Source organism: Mesorhizobium sp. J8, assembly GCF_016591715.1.
GTDB lineage: Bacteria > Pseudomonadota > Alphaproteobacteria > Rhizobiales > Rhizobiaceae > Mesorhizobium.
Window position 1 is genome coordinate 362940 of sequence record NZ_AP024109.1, and the last position, 17075, is coordinate 380014.

Annotated in this window: 14 protein-coding genes; 7 read left to right on the forward strand and 7 right to left on the reverse strand. The window is 65.1% G+C overall.

What is annotated here, in order from left to right; all coding sequences use genetic code 11:
• The first annotated feature begins 100 nt into the window (after nucleotides 1-100).
• The 3 genes from MJ8_RS01830 (at nucleotide 101) to MJ8_RS01840 (ending at nucleotide 4546) form a co-directional block, all read left to right on the forward strand.
• Entirely contained in the window at nucleotides 101-2476 is a 2376-nt protein-coding gene (locus MJ8_RS01830; protein WP_201412818.1) for an aldehyde dehydrogenase family protein, read from the forward strand.
• 319 nt (nucleotides 2477-2795) lie between these two features.
• Nucleotides 2796-3527: an SDR family oxidoreductase gene (locus MJ8_RS01835; protein WP_201412819.1), complete on the forward strand. Its 732-nt coding sequence runs from the start codon at nucleotides 2796-2798 to the stop codon at nucleotides 3525-3527.
• A gap of 173 nt (nucleotides 3528-3700) precedes the next feature.
• On the forward strand, nucleotides 3701-4546 hold the full coding sequence (locus MJ8_RS01840) for a fumarylacetoacetate hydrolase family protein (protein WP_201412820.1): 846 nt from the start codon (nucleotides 3701-3703) through the stop codon (nucleotides 4544-4546).
• Nucleotides 4547-4739: 193 nt separating this feature from the next.
• Here MJ8_RS01840 and MJ8_RS01845 read toward each other — a convergent pair whose 3' ends face one another.
• The 6 genes from MJ8_RS01845 to MJ8_RS01870 form a co-directional block, all read right to left on the reverse strand.
• Nucleotides 4740-5738 (reverse strand): ABC transporter ATP-binding protein, encoded by a 999-nt coding sequence (locus MJ8_RS01845; RefSeq protein WP_201412821.1) that lies wholly within the window; start codon nucleotides 5736-5738, stop codon nucleotides 4740-4742.
• A gap of 15 nt (nucleotides 5739-5753) precedes the next feature.
• The gene (locus tag MJ8_RS01850; protein ID WP_201415270.1) at nucleotides 5754-6767 is read right to left on the reverse strand and encodes a Gfo/Idh/MocA family protein; all 1014 of its coding nucleotides are present in this window, start codon (nucleotides 6765-6767) and stop codon (nucleotides 5754-5756) included.
• A gap of 62 nt (nucleotides 6768-6829) precedes the next feature.
• Nucleotides 6830-7669, reverse strand: a complete 840-nt coding sequence (locus tag MJ8_RS01855; protein ID WP_201412822.1) for a carbohydrate ABC transporter permease — start codon at nucleotides 7667-7669, stop codon at nucleotides 6830-6832.
• Nucleotides 7670-7677: 8 nt separating this feature from the next.
• Nucleotides 7678-8607 carry a carbohydrate ABC transporter permease gene (locus MJ8_RS01860; RefSeq protein ID WP_201415271.1) on the reverse strand — a complete coding sequence of 310 codons (930 nt, stop codon included), beginning with the start codon at nucleotides 8605-8607 and terminating at the stop codon, nucleotides 7678-7680.
• A gap of 240 nt (nucleotides 8608-8847) precedes the next feature.
• Nucleotides 8848-10107 carry an ABC transporter substrate-binding protein gene (locus MJ8_RS01865; protein WP_201412823.1) on the reverse strand — a complete coding sequence of 420 codons (1260 nt, stop codon included), beginning with the start codon at nucleotides 10105-10107 and terminating at the stop codon, nucleotides 8848-8850.
• 117 nt (nucleotides 10108-10224) lie between these two features.
• Nucleotides 10225-11175 carry an N-acetylmuramic acid 6-phosphate etherase gene (locus MJ8_RS01870; protein ID WP_201412824.1) on the reverse strand — a complete coding sequence of 317 codons (951 nt, stop codon included), beginning with the start codon at nucleotides 11173-11175 and terminating at the stop codon, nucleotides 10225-10227.
• 200 nt (nucleotides 11176-11375) lie between these two features.
• Between MJ8_RS01870 and MJ8_RS01875 the strand changes: the two genes are divergently transcribed.
• From MJ8_RS01875 to nagA, 4 genes are read left to right on the forward strand one after another with little or no spacing between them, the layout of a single operon-like run.
• Complete coding sequence (locus MJ8_RS01875; protein ID WP_201412825.1) at nucleotides 11376-12257, forward strand: N-acetylglucosamine kinase; 882 nt, start codon at nucleotides 11376-11378, stop codon at nucleotides 12255-12257.
• Entirely contained in the window at nucleotides 12254-13033 is a 780-nt protein-coding gene (locus MJ8_RS01880) for a GntR family transcriptional regulator (protein ID WP_128259892.1), read from the forward strand. The genes MJ8_RS01875 and MJ8_RS01880 overlap by 4 nt, the downstream gene beginning before the upstream one ends.
• The gene (locus MJ8_RS01885; protein WP_201412826.1) at nucleotides 13030-14064 is read left to right on the forward strand and encodes an SIS domain-containing protein; all 1035 of its coding nucleotides are present in this window, start codon (nucleotides 13030-13032) and stop codon (nucleotides 14062-14064) included. Before MJ8_RS01880 ends, MJ8_RS01885 begins: the two co-directional genes overlap by 4 nt.
• Complete coding sequence (gene nagA, locus MJ8_RS01890) at nucleotides 14061-15221, forward strand: N-acetylglucosamine-6-phosphate deacetylase (protein ID WP_201412827.1); 1161 nt, start codon at nucleotides 14061-14063, stop codon at nucleotides 15219-15221. The genes MJ8_RS01885 and nagA overlap by 4 nt, the downstream gene beginning before the upstream one ends.
• Nucleotides 15222-15467: 246 nt before the next feature.
• On the opposite strand, the gene MJ8_RS01895 is transcribed toward nagA, so the two are convergent.
• Nucleotides 15468-16988, reverse strand: a complete 1521-nt coding sequence (locus tag MJ8_RS01895; protein WP_201412828.1) for a malonate--CoA ligase — start codon at nucleotides 16986-16988, stop codon at nucleotides 15468-15470.
• Nucleotides 16989-17075 lie beyond the last annotated feature (87 nt).

Here is a 17075-nt window from a genome sequence, read left to right on the forward strand (position 1 = left end):
CGGCCAATCTCCCCACAAGTGGGGGAGATGTCCGGCAGGACAGAGGGGGGCGCCGTAGAGCGCCAACTTATCCTGAAATATTCTCCGGAAGGAGCGCCCCATGAACATCCTAGAACGCTATCACGCCATGGAATACGGTCCGGCGCCGGAGGCCCGCAACGAGGCCGATGCCTGGTTGGCCTCGCGCGATTTCTCCAAGGCCCTGTTTATCGACGGCGCCTGGAAGGCGGCGGCCGGCGGCAAGACCTTCGACACCAGCGAGCCGTCCTCCGGCAAGCTTCTGGCCAAGGTCTCGGATGCCGGCGCCGCCGACATCGATGCCGCGGTCCAGGCCGCCGCCAAGGCGCTGCCGAAATGGTCGGCTTCCTCCGGCTACGCCCGCGCAAAAATCCTCTACGCCATCGGCCGCGCCATGCAGCGCCACCAGCGCCTGTTCGCGGTTCTGGAATCGATCGACAACGGCAAGCCGATCCGCGAAAGCCGCGACATCGACGTGCCGCTGGCGATCCGCCATTTCATCCATCATGCCGGCTGGGCGCAAACGCTCGAGAAGGATTTTCCGGGCAACAAGCCGGTCGGCGTCGTCGGTCAGGTCATCCCGTGGAATTTCCCTCTGCTGATGCTGGCCTGGAAGATCGCGCCGGCTTTGGCCGCCGGCTGCACCGTGGTGCTGAAGCCGGCCGAATTCACTCCGCTCACCGCGATCCTGTTCGCCGAGATCTGCGAGCGCGCCGGCGTGCCGAAAGGCGTCGTCAACATCGTCCAGGGCGGCCCTGAGGCGGGCGCTGCCATCGTCAACCATCCGGGCGTCCAGAAGATCGCCTTCACCGGCTCCTCGGAGGTCGGCAAGATCATCCGCAAGGCGACTGCGGGATCGGGCAAGAAGCTTTCGCTCGAGCTCGGCGGCAAATCGGCCTTCATCGTCTTCGAGGATGCCGATCTCGACAGCGCCGTCGAGGGCCTCGTCGACGGCATCTGGTTCAACCAGGGCCAGGTCTGCTGTGCCGGCTCGCGCCTCCTGGTTCAGGAAGGCATCGCGGAAGCCTTCATCGCCAAGGTCAAGGTCAGGATGAGCCGGCTGCGGGTCGGCAGCCCGCTCGACAAGAACACCGATATCGGCCCGCTGGTCGATCGCACCCAGCTCGACCGCGTCAAGGGCTTGATCGCCGAGGGCGCGAAGCAGGGCGCCGTCTGCTGGCAACCGGACGCAGCGCTGCCGTCCTCCGGCTACTATCACCTGCCGACGCTGGCGACTGGCGTTTCGCCGGCAAACATTCTGGCGCAGGAAGAAGTGTTCGGCCCGGTGCTGGCGACGATGAGCTTCCGCAACACCGAGGAAGCGATCGAGCTCGCCAACAACACGCGCTACGGCCTCGCCGCTTCGGTGTGGAGCGAGAATGTCAATCTTGCCCTGCACGTCGCGCCGCAATTGAAGGCCGGCGTGGTGTGGGTCAACGGCACCAACATGTTCGACGCCGCCTGCGGCTTCGGCGGCTATCGCGAAAGCGGCTTCGGCCGCGAAGGCGGCCGCGAGGGCATGTTCGAATATCTCGCGGCAAAGCTCCCCGTCGGCGCTGCCATCAAGCCGACGGCGGTCGGCTCGGCACAGCCGGTCGAGCAGGCTGACGGTACGGCCATCGACCGCACGGCAAAATTGTTCATCGGTGGCAAGCAGGCGCGACCGGACGGCAACTATTCGCTCGCCGTCGTCACCGCCAAAGGCAAGCTTGCCGGTGAAGTCGGCCTCGGCAACCGCAAGGACATCCGCGACGCCGTCGCCGCTGCCCGCACCTGCAAGGCCTGGCCGGACGCGACCGCTTATAACCGGAGCCAGGTGCTTTACTATTTCGCCGAAAACCTGTCCGGCCGCGCCGACGAGTTCGCCACGCGGCTTGTCCAGCTGACTGGCGTCACCGCCAAGGCCGCGCGCGAAGAGGTCGAGCAGTCGATCGAGCGGCTGTTCCTCTATGCCGGCCTTGCCGACAAATTCGAGGGCCGTGTCCATCAGCCGCCGGCCCGCGTCGTGACATTGGCGCTGCATGAGCCCGTCGGGGTCGTCGGCATCGTCGCGCCGGACAACCAGCCGCTGCTCAACTTCATATCGCTGGTCGCGCCGGCGCTCGCCATGGGCAACACCGTGGTCGCCGTTCCGTCGGAGCGGCATCCGCTGTTGGCCACCGACCTCTATCAGGTGATCGAATATTCCGACATTCCGGCCGGCGCCATCAACATCGTCACCGGCCGCAGCCCCGAGCTCGCCGGCGTGCTGGCGAAGCACGACGATGTGGACGGGCTCTGGCTGTTCGCCGATGCCGACACCTGCGCCAAGGCGGAAGCGGATTCGATCGGCAACCTCAAGCGCGTCTGGACTGGCAATGGCCGTACGCTCGATTGGACGTCGAGCGAGGCGGCCGGCGAGGCCTTCCTGCGCCGCGCCATCGAGGCCAAGAACGTCTGGGTTCCTTACGGCGATTGAGGCGTTTGCCTGCCTGAGGCACCCCTGCCGGAGCCGTTTCTTCGGCCGCTGTCGCGAAGGTGATCGCCTTCGGGCTTGACGCCCGTCCGCGTGTTCTTTAACGAGAAAAAACATCTTTATCTGTGAAGCGGGAATCTGACCGCACGATGCCGGCCGTCTGGCACACGACGCCCGGGTCGGCCATCGATAGAGGCGGACGCACTGGCAATTCCAGGAAAGGTGTGAGCGGCTTTCCGTCCGGAATTGCGCCAAGCACAGATGGAGCGGTTCGCCGTTTCTGTGAAACGGTGAAACGCTCCAGGCAGGCGAGGAGAAGAACATGGCGGATCTGGCAGGTAAAGTGGTCGTCGTCACCGCGGCGGCGCAAGGCATCGGCCGGGCGAGCGCGCTGGCCTTCGCCAAGGCAGGCGCGACCGTTCACGCCACCGATATCAACGAGCCGCTGCTGGCCGAACTGGGCAAAACGCCTGGCATCAAGACCCGCAAGCTCGACGTGCTGAGCGACGCGGCCGTTGCCTCCGCCTTCGCCGAGATCGGCCAGGTCGATGTCCTGTTCAACTGCGCCGGTTTCGTTCATGCCGGCTCGATCCTTGAGATGAAGGACGAGGATCTCGATTTCGCGATCAACCTCAATGTCCGTTCGATGATCCGCACCATCCGCGCCGTGCTGCCCGGCATGCTGGAACGCGGCGATGGCTCGATCATCAACATGGCCTCGTTGGCAAGCTCGCAGAAGGGCGTGCCGAACCGCTTCGTCTACGGTCTGACCAAGGCGGCCGTGGTCGGCCTGACCAAGGCGGTCGCCGCCGATTATGTCGCCAAGGGGATTCGCTGCAACGCCATTTGCCCGGGCACGGTCGAAAGCCCGTCGCTGCAGGACCGCATGCATGCGCAGGGCGACTATGAGGCAGCGCGCGCGGCCTTCATCGCCCGCCAGCCGATGGGCAGGCTTGGCACGCCGGAGGAGATCGCCGATCTCGCCGTCTATCTGGCCGGCGCGACTTACACGTCGGGGCAGGCCTACAACATCGACGGCGGCTGGTCGATCTGACGAAAGGCTCGGGTATCGGTGAGGCGGTCGGATCGAAACGTCTGAAAAAATCGACGATTTGGTCGGCAAGCGGCAAGGCTTGCTTGCCGCCGACGGGGCCGGCGACTAGGGTCCGCTGGCTTTGATGGCAATTTGCAAAACCGGCCCTTGGCCGCAAGGTGGAGAACGTTGAGATGAAGTTGTTGCGCTATGGCGAAGCTGGCAGCGAGAAGCCCGGCCTGCTTGATGCGGATGGGAATATCCGCGACCTTTCCGCCCATGTCGCCGACATCGCCGGCACGGCGCTTCATCCGGCCTCGCTGGAGATGCTTTCGAAGCTCGATCCGAAGTCGCTGCCGCTGGTCTCCGGCAAGCCGCGCCTGGGCGCCTGCGTCGCCGGCACCGGCAAGTTCATCTGCATCGGCCTCAACTATTCCGATCACGCCGCCGAGACCGGCGCCACCGTGCCGCCGGAGCCGATCATCTTCATGAAGGCGAGCTCGGCGATCGTCGGGCCGGATGACGATGTGCTGATCCCGCGCGGTTCGGAAAAGACCGATTGGGAAGTCGAGCTCGCCGTCATCATCGGCAAGACCGCGAAATACGTCTCGGAGGATGATGCGCTGGATTATGTCGCCGGCTACGCCGTTGCGCATGACGTGTCGGAGCGCGCCTTCCAGGCCGAGCGCCAGGGCCAGTGGACCAAGGGCAAGTCCTGCGACACGTTCGGCCCGACCGGCCCGTGGCTGGTTACCAAGGACGAGGTCGCCGACCCGCAGAACCTGAAGATGTGGCTGACCGTCAACGGCAAGACCATGCAGAACGGCTCGACCAAGACCATGGTCTATGGCGTGAAATATCTGGTCTCCTATCTCAGCCAGTTCATGTCGCTGCATCCCGGCGACATCATCTCCACCGGCACCCCGCCCGGCGTCGGACTGGGCATGAAGCCGCCGGTGTTCCTGAAGCCCGGCGACGTCGTCGAGCTCGGCATCGAAGGCCTCGGCCAGCAGAAGCAGACGTTCAAGGCGGACGAGTAGGGCAGACCTCCCCTTCCTCCTTGTGGGAAGGTGGCCGCGAAGCGGCCGGATGAGGGGTGTTGGAAGGATCTCGGCGAAGCAGGATAAACGCCTGGAGCCCTTGAGGGCGCGCTCCGCTGGAGCACCCCTCATCCGTCTCGGCGCTGGCGCGCCGATCCACCTTCTCCCACAAGGGGAGAAGGAAAAAGGCGTGCTACTTCAACACCTTCCCATCCACCCCGAACCGATACGTCTTTGCCGCATCCGGCGTCGCGTAGAGCGTCGCGCCGGGTTCGGCATTGTAGACGCCGAAGATGCGCACGGTGATCAGCCCCGCCTTCTCGCAGTCGAGATAGAGGTTGGTGTCGGCGCCGAGATGCTCGGCATGCACCACCGTGCCTTTCCAGGCGCCGGACTTAGTATCCACCGTCAGATGCTCCGGCCGCACACCGATGGTCTTCGCCGTCTCGCCCAGCTTTGCGCCGTCGATAAAATTCATCTTCGGCGAGCCGATGAAGCCGGCGACGAATTCGTTGGCCGGCGAATTGTAGAGCTCCATCGGGCTGCCGATCTGCTCGATGCGGCCGGCATTGAGCACGACGATCTTGTCGGCCAGCGTCATCGCCTCGACCTGATCGTGGGTGACATAGATCATCGTCGCCTTGAGCCGCCGGTGCAGCTGCGCGATCTCCAGGCGGGTGTTGACGCGCAGCGCGGCGTCGAGGTTCGACAGCGGTTCGTCGAAGAGAAAAAGCTTCGGCTCGCGCACCACGGCGCGGCCGATGGCGACGCGCTGGCGCTGGCCGCCCGACAATTCCGCCGGCCGGCGCTCGAGATAGGGTTCGAGCGACAGCATGGCGGAAGCGATCTTGATGCGGCGCTCGATCTCGGCCGCCGGCGTGCCGGCCTGCTTGAGGCCCAGCGCCATATTGTTCTTCACCGTCAGATGCGGGTAGAGCGCGTAGGTCTGGAACACCATGGCGATGCCGCGTTTCGCCGGCGGCGTGACCGAAACGTCCGCGCCGTCGATCAGCACGCGGCCGGAGGTCGAATCCTCCAGCCCGGCGATGACGCGCAGCAGCGTCGATTTTCCGCAGCCGGACGGGCCGACGAAGACGACGAACTCGCCGTCACTGACCTGAAGGTCGATGCCCTTCAGCACCTCGACCGGCCCGAAAGCCTTCTTCACATTCTCGATCTTCAGCGAGCCCACGGCTTCGTTCCTGTTTTAGAGTTTGACGGCGTTGCCGCTGCGTACGCTCTCGTCTGCGGCGAGGCAGACGGCGAGCGACTTCACGGCATCGTCCATGTGGCGGGTGAGGTCGATATCCTCGCGGATGGCCTTGAGCAGGAACGCCTGCTCTAGGTCGCAGAGTTCCTGGTGGCCCGGCTCGCCCTCCATCGACAGCAACTGGTCTTCCCTGGCGAACTTGCCGTCCGGCCCGGTCGCGGCACTGTGCAGCCGGATGGTCGAGGTCTTGGTGTGGGTGTCGATGTCGTCGGACTTCACGCCCTCCTTCATGACGATCGAAACGCATCCTTTGGGCGACATCACGTCCTTCACGAAGAAGGCCGTCTCCGAGATCATCGGACCCCAGCCGGCCTCGTACCAGCCGACCGAGCCATCCTCGAACAGCACCTGCAGGTGGCCGTAATTGTACATGGAGGGGGCCACCTCGTCGGTCAGGCGCACGCCCATCCCGCGCACCTCGACCGGCCTCGCATCGGTGATCTGCAGCATCACGTCGAGATAATGCACGCCGCAATCGACGATCGGCGATGTGGTCCGCATCAGCTGCTTGTGCGTCTCCCAGGTGTGGCCGGAAGACTGCTGGTTTAGGTTCATGCGGAAGACATACGGGCCGCCGAGCTTGCGCGCCTCGGCGATCAGCCGGATCCAGGACGGATGGTGGCGCAATATATAGCCGATCACCAGCTTCCTGCCGTTGGCCTTGGCGGCGTCGACCACGCGTTGCGCGTCGGCCACCGTCGTTGCCAGCGGCTTCTCGACGAAGACATGGCAGCCGGCCTCGAAGGCACGCACCGCATAATCGGCGTGACTGTCGGAATAGGTCGCGATCGCCGCCACATCCGGCTTCTCGTCGCGCAATGCCTCCTCGAAGGAGCGGCGGATGCCGTAACGCCCAAGCCCATCGGGCAGCGGGACGTCGGATCGGTTGACGAGCGCGGCGATCTCGAAGCCCGGATTGGTGTGATAGGCCAGCGCATGGCTGCGCCCCATATTGCCGAGCCCGGCGACAATTACCCGTAGAGGATTTGGGACGCGAAGGGGTTTTTCTGAACTCACTTGACGGCTCCCGACGTGATGCCGCGGATCAGCTGCCGCGAGAAGATGACATAGAGGATCAGCACCGGCAGGATCGCCAGCGACAGCGCCGCCAGGATCGCGTTCCAGTTGGTGACGAACTGGCCGAGGAAGAGCTGCGCGCCGAGCGTCACCGTCTTGGTCTGTTCCGAGGGCGCCAGGATCAGCGGGAACCACAGATCGTTCCAGATCGGGATCATGGTGAAGACGGCAACCGTCGCCATCGCCGGCCGAACCAGCGGCAGCACCAGCCGGAAGAAGATCGTGTATTCGGAAAGCCCGTCTATGCGGCCGGCATTCTTCAGGTCGTCGGACACCTGCTTCATGAATTCCGACAGGATGAAGATCGCCAGCGGCAGGCCTTGCGCGGTGTAGACCAGGATCAGCGCCGCCAGCGTGTTGACCAGCCCCGTCGCCACCATCAACTGCAGGATGGCCACCGTGCCGAGGCGGATCGGGATCATGATGCCGAGCGCCAGGTAGAGCCCCATCAGCGTGTTGCCGCGGAAGCGATATTCGGACAGCGCGAAGGCAGCCATCGCGCCGAACAAGAGCACGAAGAACAGCGAGAGCACGGTGACGATGAGGCTGTTCTGGAAATAGTGGAAGAAATCGCCCTGGCCGAACACCGTGGTGTAGCCGATCACGTCGAAGGTCTTCGGCGTCGGCGGCGTCAGCGGCGCGCCGAAGATGCCCGCGCGCGACTTGAAAGAGTTCATCACCACCAGGATCACCGGAAACAGCGCGATCACCGTGTAGGTGATAAGGATCGCATGCGCGCCGATAGTGCGGGGAAGCGAACGGGTGGCTGTGCTCATGGCGCGCCTCAGAACTGGTAGCGACGCAGGCGCGTCTGCACGAGGAACAGGTAGACGCAGACGCCGGCGAGGATGATCAGGAACATGATCGTGGCGATCGCGGCGCCCATATTGGGATCGCCGACCTGCAGCTGGAAGCCGAAGAAGGCGCGGTAGAGAAAGGTGCCGAGAATGTCGGTTGAATAGTTCGGCCCGGCGAGCGCCCCCTGTGCGGTATAGATCAGGTCGAAGGCGTTGAAATTGCCGACGAAGGTCAGGATCGAGATGATGCCGATCGAAGGCAGGATCAGCGGCAGCTTGATCTTCCAGAACTGCGCCATGCCGGTGACGCCGTCGCATTCGGCCGCTTCGATCACCTCGTCGGGGATCGACAGCAGCGCCGCGTAGATCAGCATCATCGGGATGCCGACGAACTGCCAGACCGACACCAGGCTGAGCGCGGTGAGCGCGTACTGCTCCTTGCCGAGCCATGGCGTGAAGAAGCTCTTCAAGCCGACGAAATCCATCAGATGCGGCGCCACGCCCCAGATCGGCGACAGGATCAGCTTCCAGGCGAAACCGACGATGACGAAGGACAGGATCGTCGGCACGAAGATCGCCGTGCGGTAGAAGGCGGTGAAACGCAGCCCGGGGCTGGAAAGAAGCGCCGCGAGCAGAATGCCGATCGGGTTCTGCACCAGCATGTGGATGATGAAGAACCAGACATTGTTCCTGAGCGCGTTCCAGAAATTCACCGACCAGTTTGGATCGCCGAACAGCGTGCGGAAATTGCCGAGGCCGACGAAGACCTGGGACTGTTCGATGTTGCGGAACAGGGAGAGCTGGAGGGTGCCGAACAGCGGCAGGATCATGAAGGCGGTGTAGACCAGCACCGCCGGCGCCAGGAAGACGCCGACATGCCAGCGGATCGGTCTTTTCGCTCGCGTTTCTGCAGCCATGGTCTCGGTGTCCATGAGTTCGGTTCCCCGCCGTCTCTGGGTTCCAGTTCAGGTGATGCTAGTTGATGCCTCGATGCACGGCCTGGCTGTCCCCTTCGGAGAAAGACAAGGCCAGCGACAGATCGGCTCGGTCTTCCCCGCGAGATCGAGGGTAAGACCGGGAGGCTGCACCGACAATCGCTATCTGGAATTGTTGATTGCCGGCCGGGCGCGCGCCCGGCCGGCATCGCAAGGGTGCTCTTACTTCGCCGGCTTGTACCAGCCGTCGAGGCCGGCCTGCAGCTTCTTGGCCGCGGCTTCCGGCGTGTCGGTGCCGTTGATCACATTGGCCGATTCAACCCAGGTCTCGTTCTCGAGATTCGGCGTGCCGCGCGACAGGATCTGGTAGGTCGAGCGGATGGTCGACTTGCACTTGCCGCGCCAGGAGACGAATTCCTGGGCCAGCGGGTCTTCCATCTTCACCGGCGTCGAGTTCAGGCTGAAGAAGCCAGGCAGCGCGTTGGCATAGATGGTGGCGAAGTCCGGCGAGGCGACCCATGAGAGGAACTTCTTGGCCTCTTCCTGATGCTTCGACGCCGCGTTCAGGCCCATGCCGATGTCGGTGTGGTCGGAGATGTAGCAGGTGTCGCCGGCCTTCTCGACCGGCGGCGGGAAGGCGCCCATCTTGAACTGCGCCTGGGTGTTGAACAGTCCGATCTCCCACGAGCCGGCCGGATAGATGGCGGCGCGGCCGAGCGTGAACAGGTTCTGGCTGTCCGGATAGGTCTGCGCCTCGAAGCCGTCGCCGAGATAAGGCTTCCATTTGGCCAGTTCCTCAAAGGGCGCGACCCAGTCCTTGTCGGTCAGCTTCTGCTCGCCCTTGATCAGCGCCTGGCGGCCTTCCTCGCCCTTCCAGTAGTTCGGACCGATATTCTGGTAGCCCATGGTCGCCGCTTCCCAGAGATCCTTGGTGCCCATGGCCATCGGGATGTAGGTGCCGTCGGCCTTGATCTTGTCGAGCACGGCGAAGAACTCGTCGCGGGTCGTCGGCACCTTGAGGCCGAGCTTTTCGAAGGCGTCCTTGTTGTAGATGAAGCCGTGGATGACCGAGGCCATCGGCACGCAGAAGCTCGACTTGCCGTCGTCGGTCTGCCATGCGGCCTTGGCGACGGGCGAGAAGTTCTCCATGCCGGGCAGCGAGCTGATATCGGCAAGGTTGCCCTTCTTGAACAGTTCGAGCGACTTGTCGAAGGGGCGGCAGGTGATCAGGTCGCCGGCCGATCCGGCGGCGAGCTTGGCGCCGAGTGCTGCGTCATACTCCGTCGGGGCCGAAGGCGCGAACACCACCTTGATGCCGGGGTTCTTGGCTTCGAAGGCCGGGATCAGCTTGTCCTTCCAGATGGTCAGGTCGTCGCCGCGCCAGCTTTCGATGTTGAGCGTCACGTCCTCGGCCAGCGCCATCCCGGTCGTGCCGAGAATGCTTGTGCCGAGCAGTAGGGCCGTCAGTAGTTTGGTCTTCATCTTCAGTCTCCCTGTTGACCTTTTTCAGGTTCGGTTCTGATGAGAACAGGGGCTCAGCGCCCCTTGCTCCCCTCGCAAGCCTGTTTCAACCCAATGGAAATCGGGTTGAAACAGGCCCTACTTCTTTGTCAGGGCATGATCTTTTCCGAAAAGCGGATTCCGCTTTTCGGGATCATGCCCCAGCGCGGAAAGCGCCGGCCGAAGCTTCTGGCCGGTTCCTTCCAGTATCTTCTCGGCCGCGCCGGTGCTGGCGGCACCCGCGGCGAGCAGAATGGCTGTCTTGACCACGCCGCCGCTTTCCTCGAGCAGGCGGGCGGCGTCGTCGCGGCTCTTGCCGCTGATGGCCGCGACCATGCGCACGGCGCGGTCGCGCAGCTTGATGTTGTCGGCGGTGAGATTGACCATGTAGCCGTCATGGACATGGCCGAGATGAATGGCAGTCAGCGTCGACAGCATGTTGAGCGCGATTTTCTGCGCGGTGCCGGCGCCCATGCGCGTCGAGCCGGCGATCAACTCCGGCGGGGTCTCGAGCAGGATGGCGACGTCGGCCTGTTTGAACAGCGCGGCGCCCCGGTTGTTGGCGATGGCGATGGTTGCCGCGCCGCGGCTCTTCGCATCCTGCAGCGCCTGGACCGCATAGGGGGTCGAGCCGCTGGCGGAGATGGCGATCAGGCAGTCGCCCTTGCCTATGGCGGCGGCGGCGACAGCCGCCGACGCTTCCCCGGTGTCGTCCTCCGGTCCGCCGGCCAGGGTGCGGAAGGCATTGTCGCCGCCGGCGATCAGGATAGCGATGCGGTCGCGCCCGATGCCGAAGGTGCCCGGCAGTTCCAGCGCGTCGGCCACCGCCATCAGGCCGGAGCTGCCGGCCGCCGCATAGGCGAGCCTGCCGCCGTTCTTCAATTGCTTCGCGATGACTTCGGCCGCAACGGCGATCGCTGGAATGGCGCCGTGCACGGCCTTGGCGGCCTCGATCTGGGCATTGGCCAGGGACGCCAGAATGGCTTCCGGCGTCTGGATATCCAGCCCCTCGGCATTCTGGTGGAGCGCTTCCGTGCGCGTCTCGGCCATGCATTTTCCTCCAACTGAGGGAACAATACCAAAAAAATACCACTTGTCCACATGCATTAACGAATTTCGGACCGAGGAACTCGCTTGCCGGCAAATTAACGTGGTTTTTCAATAAAATACGGCTTAATCTTTTTTGAACCGAAATTAACTCTTGGCTATTGGTATTTTATTGGTATTATCCGGCTCCGAGGAGAAATCGCGTGAAATTCGTGCTTGGCATCGATGGCGGCGGCACCAGCTGCAGGGCGGCCCTTGCGACCGTCGACGGCGCCGTCGTCGGCCGCGCCAAGAGCGGCGCCGCCAACATCCGCACCGACCTCACCGGCGCTCGCGCCAACATCGTCGAGGCGGCCAGGCAGGCTTTCCTTGCCGCCGGCCATGATCCGGAGCTGATCCCGCAGACGCCCGCCATTCTCGGCCTCGCCGGCGCCAATGTCGGCACCTATCGGCAGCAGCTCGAGGCAATCCTGCCCTTCAGCCGGAGTCGCGTCGAGACCGACGCCGAGATCGCGCTCGAGGGCGCGGTCGGTTCCGGTGACGGCGCCATGGCCATTCTCGGCACCGGCACCGCCTATATGGCGCGCAAGGGTGGAAAATCGCGCGCCATTGGCGGCTGGGGTTTCCAGGTCGGCGACCAGGGCAGCGGCGCCCGCATCGGCCGCGACCTGCTGGAACAGACCCTGCTCGCCTATGACGGCATCCGTCCGGGCTCGCCTTTGACCGACGCCATGCTCGCCGTCTTCCGCAACAATCCCGAAGACGTGGTCGAGTTCACCACCAACGCCAAGCCCGGCGATTTCGGCGGTTTCGCGCCAAAAGTCTTCGAGCATGCCGAAAAGGGCGACCTCGTCGCCAACTTCATCCTCGCCAAGGCGGTGGCCGATGTCGAGGCTTCGCTCGGCGCGCTCGATCTTGCCGAGGACGCGCCGCTTTGCCTGCTCGGCGGCCTTGCGCCGCTTTACGCGCCCCGCCTGTCGGCGCGCTATCAGGCGCTGCTCAAAGCTCCCCTCGACGACGCGCTGGGCGGCGCCGTGCAGATGGCCCTGCGCCTCTTCGCCAGAGGCCAGGAGGCGCCGCGATGAGCGCCGCCGACCAGATCTTCGCCATGCTGAAGGAATCCTCGCAGAGCGGCGCTCCGCTTTACCTGCAGCTCAGGCGCAGCATCGAGGAAGCGGTCAATCGCGGCCTGATCGGCCCGGGCGACGCATTGCCGTCCGAGCGCGACATCGCCAGCAAGGCCGATATCTCGCGTGTCACCGTGCGCAAGGCTGTGCAGGACCTGGTGAAGGGCGGCATCCTCGTCCAGCGCCATGGCTCGGGCACTTTCGTCGCGCCGCGCATGGAGCGCGTCGAGCAGTCTCTGTCGCGGCTCACCTCCTTCACCGAGGACATGGCGCGCCGCGGCATGAACGTGCGCTCGGTCTGGCTCGACCGCGGCCTCTATGCGCCGTCGCCGGACGAGATGATGGTGCTTGGCCTGTCCTCGACCGAGCTGGTGGCGCGTGTCGCGCGCCTGCGCATCGCCAACGACACGCCGCTGGCGATCGAGCGCGCGGCGCTCTCGGCCAGCGTCCTGCCCGATCCCGAAGCGATCGGCTCCTCCCTCTACGCCGCGCTCGGCACGACCGGCAATCGCCCGGTGCGCGCCGTGCAGCGCATCTCGGCCACCAATCTCGGCGATGCCGATGCGCGCCTCCTGGAAGTGCCGCCGGGGGTTGCCGGACTGCAGATCGAGCGCATTTCCTATCTGGCGAGCGGCAAGGTGATCGAGTTCACCCGCTCGGTCTACAGGGGCGACGCCTATGATTTCGTCGCGGAACTCCGGCTGACCGGGCCGGGAGAGGAGATCCGGCCATGAGCGCCAACACCACCACCCATATGCGGCGCGAGATCGACGAGATCCCGGAAGCCGCCGCTCGCCTTCTCGACGGCTCGGCTTCAGCTTTGGCCGAGGCAGGGCGCGGCCTGCGCGAGCGCGACCCGCAATTCGTCGTCACCGTGGCGCGCGGCTCGTCCGACCATGCCGCGACCTTCATGAAATATGCCGTCGAGCTGACCGCAGGCCTTGCAGTCGCTTCCGTCGGGCCATCGATCGCTTCCATCTACGGCGCGAAGCTCAGGTTGCGCGGCTCCGCCTGCCTGGCGGTCTCGCAGTCGGGCAAGAGCCCGGACATCGTCGCGATGGCCGAAACGGCAAGGGCCGGCGGGGCGCTCACCGTCGCTATCACTAACACGGCCGACTCGCCGCTCGCGCGGGCTTCCGATTACGCCATCGATATCCTGGCAGGGCCGGAACGCTCCGTCGCGGCCACCAAGACCTTCGTCAACTCGGCCGTGGCCGGTCTCGCGCTGATGGCGCATGCCACCGACGACCAGACGCTGCTCAAGGCGCTCGCGGGCCTGCCCCGCCATTTCGAGAAAGCGATCGCCTGCGACTGGATGGCGCTCGCCGGCGCTCTGGAGAACCCGCAATCGCTGTTCATCCTCGGCCGCGGACCGTCCTTTGCCATCGCCAGCGAGGCGGCGCTGAAATTCAAGGAAACCTGCGCCATGCATGCCGAGGCCTATAGCGCGGCGGAAGTCATGCATGGGCCGCTGGCGCTGGTCGGACCGGGTTTCCCGGTCCTGGCGCTCGCCGCGCGTGATGCGTCCGAACCCTCGGTCGCCGAGGCGGCCGACGGCCTGAGGGCCAAGGGCGCCGCCGCCTTCATCACCTCCGACAAGGCGAAGGCCGCGAGGCTTCTGCCGCATGTCGCCACCGGCCATCCGCTGACCGATCCGCTGCCGCTGATCGTATCCTTCTACGGCTTTGTCGAGGCCTTCGCCCGCCATCGCGGCCTTGATCCGGATACGCCGCGCAACCTGCGCAAGGTGACGGAAACTGTATGAGCAACCGTTTCGCACTCACCGGCGCCCGCATCTTCGACGGCGCCGACTGGCATGACAACGCCGCCCTTGTCGTCAATGGCGACGCGGTCGAGGCAATCCTGCCCGCCGGTGCAATCCCCTCCGGCGTTTCCGTGGTCGAGACCGGCGGGGGCCTGCTGGTGCCGGGTTTCGTCGACATCCAGGTCAATGGCGGCGGCGGCGTCATGCTCAACGATCATCCCGATGTCGCCTCGATCGAAACCATCTGCCGGGCGCATGCGCCCTTCGGCACCACGGCGCTGCTGGTGACGCTGATCACCGACACGCCGGCGATCACCGCCGCGGCCGTTGCCGCCGGCGCCGAGGCTGCCCGGGAAAAGGTGCCGGGCTTCCTCGGCCTGCATCTGGAAGGTCCGCATCTTTCCATGGGCCGCAAGGGCGCGCATGACCCGGCGCTGATCCGGCCGATGACCGATGCTGACCAGGCGGCGCTGATCGCCGCGCGTCGGGACCTGCCGGTGCTGCTCACCACGATCGCGCCGGAATCGGTGCAGCCGGATCGCGTCGCCGCGCTGGCCAAGGCCGGCGTCGTCGTCAGCCTCGGCCATAGCGATACCGATTATGCGACGGCGGGCGCCTTCGCCGAAGCCGGCGCCACGGTGGTCACGCATCTCTTCAACGCCATGAGCCAGATCGGCAACCGCGAGCCGGGCCTGGCAGGCGCGGCGATCGACAGCGGCGGTCTATATGCCGGCATCATCGCCGACGGCATCCATGTCCATCCGGCGACGATGATCCTCGCGCTGCGCGGCAAGCAGGGGCCGGGCAAGATCGTGCTCGTCACCGACGCCATGGCGACGATCGGCACGGACATGACGTCCTTCATGCTCAACGGCCGCACCATCTATCGCAAGGACGGGAGCCTCAGGCTCGCCGACGGCACGTTGGCCGGCGCCGACCTCGATATGATTTCGGCCGTTCGCTACGTCCACCGCGTCGTGGGCCTGGAGCTCGACGAGGCCCTGCGTATGGCCTCGCTCTATCCGGCCGAGGCGATCGGCCAGGCGCACCGCCTCGGCCGCTTCGCCAACGGAACAGCCGCCGATATTGTTGGGCTGTCTGAGGGGCTGGATGTCAGGAACGTCTGGATCGGCGGCGAGCGGGTGTTTGGACCCTGAGCGAGAGCCGTCGCTTCGTCATCCTCGGGCTTGACCCGAGGATCCATGCCGTGACCATTGCCGCGGAGCTCAACGGTGCAGAATTCTGTAAACGCTGCAACGCCTTAGCGTCACGGCATGGATTCTAGGGTCTGCGCGCGTCGCTCCGCTCCTTGCTTCGCCCTAGAATGACGACGTCATAGGCGTCTTGGCTAATCTCCAACGTCCACGATCTCCCGGCAAGCCGGTCGAGGTTCGACCAACCGGTTAGCCGGCTTTGGCGTAGATATCCTTATACGCCTCGCGCAGCACGTTCTTCTGCACCTTGCCCATCGTGTTGCGCGGCAGCTCGTCGACGAAGATCACCTGCTTCGGATGCTTGTATTTCGCCAGCCGGCCGGCGATGGCGCCGGCAATGTCGGCTGCGCTGATCGCGGAGCCCGGCTTGCGCACCACGACAGCGGTGACGCCTTCGCCGAAATCGGGATGCGCGACGCCGATCACCGCGCTTTCGCTGACGCCGTCGAGCGCGTCGATCTCGCTCTCGATCTCCTTCGGATAGACATTGTAGCCGCCCGAGATGATCAGGTCCTTGCCACGGCCGACGATGTGCATATAGCCGTCGGCGTCGATCAGGCCGAGATCGCCGGTGATGAAGAAGCCGTCGTCACGGAATTCGGCCTTCGTCTTCTCGGGCATGCGCCAGTAGCCGGCAAAGACGTTCGGGCCTTTGACCTCGATCATGCCGATCTCGCCTTGCGCCAACGCGCCGCCGTTCTCGGGATCGGTGATGCGCAGCGAGACGCCGGGCAGGGGAAAGCCGACCGTGCCGGCGCGCCGCTCGCCATCATAGGGGTTGGAGGTGTTCATGTTGGTCTCGGTCATGCCGTAGCGCTCGAGGATGGCGTGGCCGGTCTTTTCGCGCCAGGCCTTGTGCGTCTCGGCGAGCAGCGGCGCGGAGCCGGAGATGAACACGCGCATGCCTTTGGCCGCATCCTGGTTCAGCCCCTCCTGCTGCAGCAGCCGCACATAGAAGGTCGGCACGCCCATCAGCGCCGTCGCGCGCGGCATCAGCGACAGGACGCGCGCCGGGTCGAATTTCTGCTCGAAGAACATTATCGCGCCGGCCATCAGGATGACGTTGGTGGCGACGAACAGGCCGTGCGTGTGGAAGATCGGCAGCGCGTGGATCAGCACGTCGTCGGCGCCGAATCGCCACTGCTCCACCAGCACGCGCGCGTTGGAGGCGAGGTTCTCGTGGCTGAGCATCGCGCCCTTGGAACGGCCGGTCGTGCCGGAGGTGTAGAGGATGGCGGCAAGATCGTTCGGCCCGCGCGCGACATCGCTGAATTCGGTTGCCTGCCGTGAAGCCTGGCTGGCCAGCGTTCCCTGCCCGTCGCGGCCAAGCGTCAGCACCGTCGCGCCGATCGCCGCGGCAAGCGGTTCGACGCCGGAAAGACGGTCCGGGTCGCACACGATCAGCCTCGGTTCGGCGTCGCGGAAGAAATAGTCGAGCTCGGGAAGCGTGTAGGCGGTATTGAGCGGCAGGAAGACCGCGCCGGCGCGCAACGAGGCGAGATAAAGCAGCACCGCCTCGGGGCTTTTCTCGACCTGGACCGCGACGCGGTCGCCGGGCTCGACGCCCGCCTGCGCCAGCGCATGCGCCAGTTGCGCGGACTTCGCCAGCATGTCGCCATAGGTGAGCGAACGGCCGTCATCCGTCTCCATCAGAAGCCGGCCGGGCGCCGGCATGCGGGAACGGAAGGCGCTGAACAGATGATTGGTCATGGAACGTCCTCGGGGCGCGCCGACGGCACAAGCGCGCGCTCGGCCGAGCGAATATCAGATTTCGGCGAAACTGCGCAGCGGTTTTGC